Source organism: Oribacterium sinus, from assembly GCF_963553175.1.
Classification (GTDB): domain Bacteria; phylum Bacillota; class Clostridia; order Lachnospirales; family Lachnospiraceae; genus Oribacterium; species Oribacterium sinus_B.
The window spans coordinates 1-7,293 of sequence record NZ_CAUVME010000056.1 but is presented as its reverse complement, the minus strand read 5'-3'; the positions used below and the strand labels follow the sequence as shown (position 1 = coordinate 7,293).

General features: G+C 44.3%; 7 protein-coding genes and 1 tRNA gene. All 8 read right to left on the bottom strand.

Translation table 11 applies throughout. The features are described from left to right. Positions 1-43: 43 nt before the first annotated feature. Entirely contained in the window at positions 44-1,633 is a 1,590-nt protein-coding gene (locus RYO92_RS10475) for a C40 family peptidase (RefSeq protein WP_315370339.1), read from the bottom strand. A gap of 66 nt (positions 1,634-1,699) precedes the next feature. After that, positions 1,700-2,557: a peptidoglycan editing factor PgeF gene (pgeF, locus tag RYO92_RS10470; RefSeq protein ID WP_315370338.1), complete on the bottom strand. Its 858-nt coding sequence runs from the start codon at positions 2,555-2,557 to the stop codon at positions 1,700-1,702. Positions 2,558-2,574: 17 nt separating this feature from the next. Further along, complete coding sequence (locus RYO92_RS10465) at positions 2,575-3,192, bottom strand: HAD family hydrolase (protein ID WP_315370337.1); 618 nt, start codon at positions 3,190-3,192, stop codon at positions 2,575-2,577. 114 nt (positions 3,193-3,306) lie between these two features. Then, positions 3,307-3,378 (bottom strand) — tRNA-Glu (locus RYO92_RS10460). Between the two features lie 41 nt (positions 3,379-3,419). After that, the gene (gene aroA / locus RYO92_RS10455; protein WP_315370336.1) at positions 3,420-4,748 is read right to left on the bottom strand and encodes a 3-phosphoshikimate 1-carboxyvinyltransferase; all 1,329 of its coding nucleotides are present in this window, start codon (positions 4,746-4,748) and stop codon (positions 3,420-3,422) included. Continuing rightward, the gene (locus tag RYO92_RS10450) at positions 4,745-5,380 is read right to left on the bottom strand and encodes a cytidylate kinase-like family protein (protein ID WP_314832843.1); all 636 of its coding nucleotides are present in this window, start codon (positions 5,378-5,380) and stop codon (positions 4,745-4,747) included. The genes aroA and RYO92_RS10450 overlap by 4 nt, the downstream gene beginning before the upstream one ends. A 17-nt stretch (positions 5,381-5,397) precedes the next feature. Next, complete coding sequence (locus tag RYO92_RS10445) at positions 5,398-6,192, bottom strand: ABC transporter ATP-binding protein (protein ID WP_183681974.1); 795 nt, start codon at positions 6,190-6,192, stop codon at positions 5,398-5,400. Further along, a complete protein-coding gene (locus tag RYO92_RS10440; RefSeq protein ID WP_183681971.1) occupies positions 6,185-7,126 on the bottom strand; it encodes an ABC transporter permease in 942 nt (313 codons plus the stop codon). Before RYO92_RS10440 ends, RYO92_RS10445 begins: the two co-directional genes overlap by 8 nt. Between the last annotated feature and the right edge of the window lie 167 nt (positions 7,127-7,293).

Genomic DNA, 7,293 nt, shown 5'->3' with positions numbered 1-7,293 from the left:
CTTTGCTTATGCCCTTATGTTGTATTTAGGCATTTCCGTTTCGTTAATCTCCTAATACATTTCGAATTGCCACAGGAGTTCTGTAATTCCAACGGTAAATTCGAATTCCGGAACGTCTGGAGGCCGCATTGACCACCTGACCATTACCAATATAGATTCCTACATGATTTACCACACCTCTCCTGTTGGCATAGAAAATCAAATCTCCGGGACGCATATTTTCACTGCTTACCTTCACACCGGTTCTGGCCTGATCCCTGGAAACTCTGGGCAAAGAAACGCCATATTTACTCATAATTGTCTGGGTAAAGCCGGAGCAATCGCAACCGTGGGTTAAGGAGGTTCCTCCCCACACATAGGGGTTACCGACGAATTGGCAGGCAAAGTTCACCAAATCGCTTCGTCTCTTTGCCGCAATATTGGCTCTATCCTGTGCCGGTCTGTAGGAAATGGCCTCGATTAAGCCGTAGTTAACGGTAACATTGTTATCTCTTGTGGAAACATAGGCTCCCTGATCTCCTTCCTGATCATCTCCGGAGTCCAGGTCCAACTGTACCCATCCATCCAGCTGATTTACCACGGAATATCTTTGATCTCTTGTGACCTTGGTCCAGGCATTGGATTCAGTACTGGGGTTTGCCCGGACATTTAAAGCATCCGTATTTACCGTTGCCATAACCTGAGCATGGGCAAGGGCCAACTGCTCCGCTTCCTTTCCTTGCGCCACCAGCTCCGACTTAACATAGCCGGTGATTTCTCCGGAACGGATTTTCAGCCAACCGTTTTCTTCCCCTAAAATATCTCCTCCCGCATAGCCCGGGAATTTTCCGATAATGTTGTCAATGCCCTTGTCGGCAGGGTCGGAACGGATATTGATATAATCTTGTGCCTTGGAAACCCCAAGGTGATCATACTGGTTTAAAACCTTTTGCTTTAAATTGTAGCTTCGCGCCTCATCCAAGCCGTATTCCAAACTTACATTTTCCGCACTGGAAGATATATAAGCCTCTTCCACCCCTTCGATGGTATCTGCAGAAATTTTCAGATAATCCTTTCCGCTTCTTCCCAATACAATATATCGTTCCCCCTTGGCACAGGAGCCTAAGGTATTTCCGTCAATCTTCTCCGGAGTAGAACGAATACGAAGCTTCTCCGCCAAGATGGTAACTCTTGGCTCCATATATTCCTTGGCCTTTTCCTTCGCTTCCTCTCCCTCCAGCAAAAACTGCTTGGAAATATAGCCATCCAAACCGCCGGAACGAACCTTCACCCAGTTCTCCGTTCCCGCTGCGGGAGACTCTAAGATCTCCACTCCTGCTCCATTCTTTAAAATTCCGATAATGTTTTGAATATCATTTTCATTGGGTTGTGAGCGGAAGTTAATAAAGCTGGAATCACACTGCACCAGTCCCAGATTGGTATATCGGGAAAGAGCAAGCTCCTCTTCCTCCTGTTTTCTTTCTTCCACCTTTTTGGCAAGCTCGGAGGAACTGGCTTTCTCATCCACTACATCCTCCAGATTGGAAGCGGAAGCCTCTTTCACTACAGGCTTCTCTTTACCTTTTCCGCAGGCCGAAAGACTGCAAAGGAAAAGCAAAATCAATATGGCATATTTTTTCATCGGCAAAATCATATCCTTTCTTTCCCAACGGAAAGCATACTATGAACTCTCATAGCCGGCTTTTGGCTTAAGTACTATCTAATCCTGTAAGCAGATAAAAGCTCCCTGCAGTCCTCTTCTTCCCTGACTGTAACGGTGAGAAAAAAACAGTTCCGGATTCTCCATGGTGCAATAACCGCTGATGGAAATATGCTCTTCCCTTATTCCGGAGTCCAGCGCTATCCTACGGTTTAAATCCCACAAATCCAGTTGAAATTTATCCTTTGAAATCCTTTGAATAGGAGAACTTGAATCCTCTCCTAAATCCGGATAATCCTCCAGGAAGGAAAGACCCAAGTCTTCCGAAACAATATATTGCTCCTTGGAAATACTGGGGCCGATGGCAATAAGAATATCCGCAGGATTAGAAGAGAAATGCTTTGACATTTCCTCCACCACATTCCGAAGAATCTTCCCCTTGGTGCCTCTCCAGCCGCTATGGCAGGCGCCCACAGCTTTACGAATCGGATCATAAAATAAAATCGGAACGCAGTCTGCAGAAAAGCAGGAAAGGATAAGGCCCTCTTCATCCGTGATTAACGCATCTATTCCCTCATAATCTCTTTCTTTTGTAATGCCCTTCCCCCTGTCCTTCGTACCTACCTTTAGTACCTTGGTTTCATGACTTTGCTTGCTAAGCACAAAGTCTTCCGAGGTTTTCCCGAAACGCTCTCCGACTCTCCGGAAATTTTCCAGGACGTTTTCCTTGGCATCCTCCACAGAGAAGCTTAAGTTTAAAGAAGCCAAATGTTCCTTGGATACGCCACCCTTTCTGGTGGAGAAGCCATGCTGTAACCCTGTTTCTCTTTGGAAAAGGGGCGATTCCACCATTGGGAGAAGCCCTGTACTGATTTTATATTCCACTAAAGGAAAGGGGTGTTCCTTAAGCTGATTCATTTGTCCTCCTATAGACTTTATGCGTTTTTCTCTTCTTCCAAAATCTTTCGAAGAGCAGAAGCTTCGGGAAGAGGCAAAACTGCGCCATCCAAGCCTGCTTTCTTTGCGCCCTCAATATTTTCTTTTAAATCATCTATAAAAAAGCAATCCTTTGCTTCCAAAAAAAAATGCTTTAAAAATCTTTCATAAATAACATCCTGTGGCTTCAGGCATTGAAAGGCCGCAGAGTAAAAGATGCCGTCAAAATATTCTGATCCGGGAAGCACTTCCCGCCAAATCGGAAGCAAGCGCATGGAAGCATTGGACAAAAGATAAAGCTTTCTTCCCTGCTCCTTCTCTTCCTTTAGGATTTCCGCAACACCGGGGATTTTTTTCATATTATATTTATCCCAGTTTTCAAAACAGATTTTACAAAGCTCTGCCAGCTCCGGTGAACTGCAACGTTTCATCCATGCTTTTAGGGCATCCTCCTCGGACATCAGCCCTGCATCCAACCGGATCCACTCTCCGGAATAAAACATCACATCTTTGATTTCTTTAATCCAATCTTCTCTATCTGTATATTCTTGAATCACCCATACCGGATCATAGGTGACTAAAACATTTCCCATATCCAAAACAAGATTTTTGTGCATTATTTTTCTCCTTTATTTTGAATGCTCCTATATTGTACCAAATCAGAGAAAAAAGAAAAGAAATAAAAAACGAAAGAAAAATAGACACAAAAAAACCCGAGCAATGCTCGGGAGTGACGAATCCGGGAATCGAACCCGGGATTCAGCCGTGAGAGGGCTGCGTCTTAACCGCTTGACCAATTCGCCTCAGTCGTTTAAAAACCGACTAGCGTATATTAGCAAATATTTTATCCCTCGTCAAGAACTTTTTCAAAATCTTTGAAAAAATTTGGATAAGAAATCTGAATGCATTCGGAATCCTCAATTTGCATGGGATTTTCCGCCTTACAGAGAAGTCCTAAAACGGAAAAGCTCATGGCAATTCTGTGATCCAAAAAGCTGGGAATCCTCTTTCCTTCCAAGGAGAAAACAGATCCTTTTCCCGGAATTATCATGCCATCCTCCGTTTCCACCGCAGAAATACCCAGACGCTGTAAATTCTCTACACAGGCTTTGATTCGGTTGGATTCTTTGACCTTAAGCTCTGCCGCATCATAAATCCGGGTCTCCCCCTCTGCAATCGTAGCCAGTATAGCCAGCAGGGGAAGCTCGTCAATCAAACGGGGAATTAAATCTCCTCCGATATCCACGGCTTTTAGGGGACTATATTCAAGATAAATATCCCCTCTTTCTTCTCCATAAACTATAGAGCAGTTTTCCAAGGAAATCTTCGCCCCCATCTTTTCCAATACCGTCAAAATTCCGCACCTGCTGGGATTAAGACCGATATTCTTAAGCCGTAAGGAGGATCCCGGAAGAAAAAATACGGAAGCCATAAAATAAGCCGCAGAGGAAATATCTCCCGGAACAAGATACTCTTCAGAAAGAGCCTTAAGTTCCTGCCCGCCTTCCAAAGATATCTCCACTCTGCCATCCTCCAGGGTTTTTGTAGAACATTCCACCCCCATAGCTCCCAAAAGTCGTTCTGTATGGTCTCTGGAAAGACTTGGTTCAATCACGGAAGTCTTTCCCTTAGCATAAAGCCCTGCCAAAAGTACGGAGGACTTCACCTGGGCGGAAGCTACCGGACTTTCATAGTAAATCCCTTTCAGAGGAGAGCCGGTAATCTCCAAAGGAGCCGTACCCTTTTCTCCCTGCATCTTGATTCTCGCCCCCATCTTTTCCAGGGGAAGACAAACTCGCTTCATGGGACGTTTTTCCAAGCTTTCATCCCCCGTTAAGCAAGAGGAAAAGCTCTGTCCCGCCAAAATTCCCGCCATCAGTCGCATGGTGGTACCGGAATTTCCGCAGTATAGGGCTTCTTCCGGAGCCTTTAAGCCGTGAAGGCCAAGTCCTTGGATTCGGACACTGTCCTGCTCCTGTTCTATGGAAACGCCCATTTTTCGGAAAACGGAAATGGTGGACAAACAGTCTTCCCCGGGCAAAAATCCTTTTACTTTCGTTTCTCCATGAGCCAAGGCGGAAAACATTACCGCCCGGTGAGAAATGCTTTTGTCTCCGGGTACCGTTAAACTGCCCTTTATTACTTTTCCCGCTCCCGCGATGCTTTTCATCATTCGATATAGCCTTTCATTTGCAGATAATTTCTCATCAACAATTCCATCTCATCATAATTGATTCGGGAAGCATTAATCATCAAATCGTAATTGTCCGGTTTCATCCATTCTTCTCCGGTGTAGTAACGATGATATTCTTTCCTTTCCTTATCAATCTTCTTAATACGCTTCTTGGCTTCTTCTTGATCCACCTTGCAATAGTCCATGGTTCTTTCAATGCGTTTTTCCATATCCGCATAAACGAAGAAATCCACATGTTCCTTTCCGGCATCTCGAAGAACCACATTGGCACAACGGCCGGCAATAATACAGCATTCCTGCTCCGCCAACTCCACTACCACCTGGCTTTGAAAACGGAAAAGATTCTCCGGACTTACAATGTCTTCGGATAAACTGGGCTTCCCCAATCTGGGCTTTAAGGAATCCACGATTTTAAACAACACATTGCTTCCGGCTTTCTCATCCGCAAGACGAAAATACTGCTCTCCGATAGCGGTTTTCTCCGAGGTGATTTTTAAAATCTCCTCATCATAAAAGGGAATCCCCAGGCTTTCCGCCAAACGCTTTCCCACAATTCTTCCGCCGGAACCGTACTGTCTGCCAATGGTAATTACAAAGTCTTTCTTTAACATAGTCTCTCCTCCCCTTCTTAGGATAAAAGAATACGATCGTTGTCCAATGCCTTTCCGGCCTTTGCCATAAAGAGCTCCAGCAGCTTATCTACGGAAAGTCCCTCTCTCTCTTGCCCGAATAAATCCAACACGATATTTCCCTGATCCATCATCAAAGTTCGGTTTCCAAGTTCCAAAGCCTGATGCATATTATGGGTAATCATCAGGCAGGTGATTTTTCTCTCTTCCACAATATTTCGGGTCAGTTCCAATACCTTATCCGCGGTTTTCGGATCCAATGCCGCTGTATGCTCGTCCAAAAGCAACAGCTTCGGCGTTACCATGGTGGCCATTAAAAGAGTAAGAGCCTGTCTTTGTCCGCCGGAAAGCAATCCCACAGGATGATTCATCCGATCCTCCAAGCCCATTTCCAAAAGGCTTAGCTGCTCCCGAAAGAATTCTCTGTCCTTCTTTTTCACTCTGGAAAATAAAGAGCTGTGGGAAGCTCGAAGATAGGAAACAGAAAGATTTTCCTCAATGCTCATGTGAGGCGCGGTACCCATCAGAGGATCCTGAAAAAGTCTTCCGATAAATTTACTCCGCTTATGCTCCTGTAAAAAGGTAATATCTTCTCCCTCTAAAACCACGGAACCGCTGTCCAATAAAAAGCTCCCGGAAATTGCATTAAAGAGGGTGGATTTTCCTGCTCCGTTACTTCCTACTATAGTCGCAAAGTCTCCGGAAGACAAATGCAAATTTAAATCCTGCAGGGCTTTTTTTTCATGAATGGTTCCCGCATTAAAGGTCTTATAAATATGGGATAAACTAAGCATGCTTCTCCCCTTCCTTTTTCTGTCGTTCCATAGCATTTCGTCTTAATCTGCTATATTGTAAAAGCTCCTTCACCTTGGTGGAAGAAATTGCCAGGGCCACAATGCAGGCACTGACCAGCTTGAAGGCTTCCGTCGGTACCTTTAAACGTAAAGCCAGTGCAATAATGCTTCTATAAAGTAGAGAACCGAATACCACACCCAAAAGACGCAAAATCAGCTTTTTCTTTCCGAAAATGCTTTCCCCAATAACTAAAGATGCTAATGCCACCGTTACCATACCGGTACCCAAATTAATATCAGCCGTTTTGTTATACTGTGCGATTAAAGAGCCGGAAAGACCGGTTAAAGCATTGGACAGACAAAGTCCTACCGTAATGGTAAAGGTGGGATTAATGGAGGAAGCTCGGACCATAGCAGGACTGTCTCCCGTTGCCCGAATCGATAGCCCCAGTCCGGTTTTAAAGAACCATTTTAAGAAAAAACAAAGAAGAAGAACTATAATACTAAGGAGAATCACCACTCCCCACTCATTTAAAAAGGCATTATCCCCTGCAAAGAGCGTAAAAATCGTGTCTGTACCAAAGATGGACAGGTTGGAAGAAAAACCCATCACCGCTAAATTCACGGTATAAAGGCCTGTATTCACAATGATTCCCGCCAAAATACTTTCAATCCCCAGAGTAGTTTGCAAAAAGGCCGTGACAAAGCCGGAAAGAGAACCGGATAACATAGCCATAAAAATTCCCAAAATCGGATGTCCGGAAATTGTAAAAACTGCAGACACTGCCGTGCCTAAAGTATAGGATCCGTCGGTAGAAAGGTCTGCGATATTTAAAATACTATAAGAAATAAATAGTGCCATGGCAACCAGGGCATAAATAAGCCCCAGTTCCACAGCTGTTTTCATAATTCCTACTGTTAAAAATCCACTCATCTTGTATCCTATGATTTAAATTCTTTTTCCGTCTTAATCTCCACAATCTTGGTGCAGAACGGCTTGAAGGCTTCTTTAATCTTATCTAAGGAATAGCCTAATTTTTCGGCAGTTTCCGTATTGACTGTTGCAATACCGTTATCAAAGGTCTGAACCGGAAGGGTTGC

What these genes read in the sequence shown, in the direction of transcription:
- RYO92_RS10475 (WP_315370339.1), bottom strand. Translation starts at nt 1,633, where the DNA reads ATGATTTTGCCGATGAAAAAATATGCCATATTGATTTTGCTTTTCCTT.
- aroA (WP_315370336.1), bottom strand. Translation starts at nt 4,748, where the DNA reads ATGATGAAAAGCATCGCGGGAGCGGGAAAAGTAATAAAGGGCAGTTTA.
- pgeF (WP_315370338.1), bottom strand. Translation starts at nt 2,557, where the DNA reads ATGAATCAGCTTAAGGAACACCCCTTTCCTTTAGTGGAATATAAAATC.
- RYO92_RS10445 (WP_183681974.1), bottom strand. Translation starts at nt 6,192, where the DNA reads ATGCTTAGTTTATCCCATATTTATAAGACCTTTAATGCGGGAACCATT.
- RYO92_RS10450 (WP_314832843.1), bottom strand. Translation starts at nt 5,380, where the DNA reads ATGTTAAAGAAAGACTTTGTAATTACCATTGGCAGACAGTACGGTTCC.
- RYO92_RS10440 (WP_183681971.1), bottom strand. Translation starts at nt 7,126, where the DNA reads ATGAGTGGATTTTTAACAGTAGGAATTATGAAAACAGCTGTGGAACTG.
- RYO92_RS10465 (WP_315370337.1), bottom strand. Translation starts at nt 3,192, where the DNA reads ATGCACAAAAATCTTGTTTTGGATATGGGAAATGTTTTAGTCACCTAT.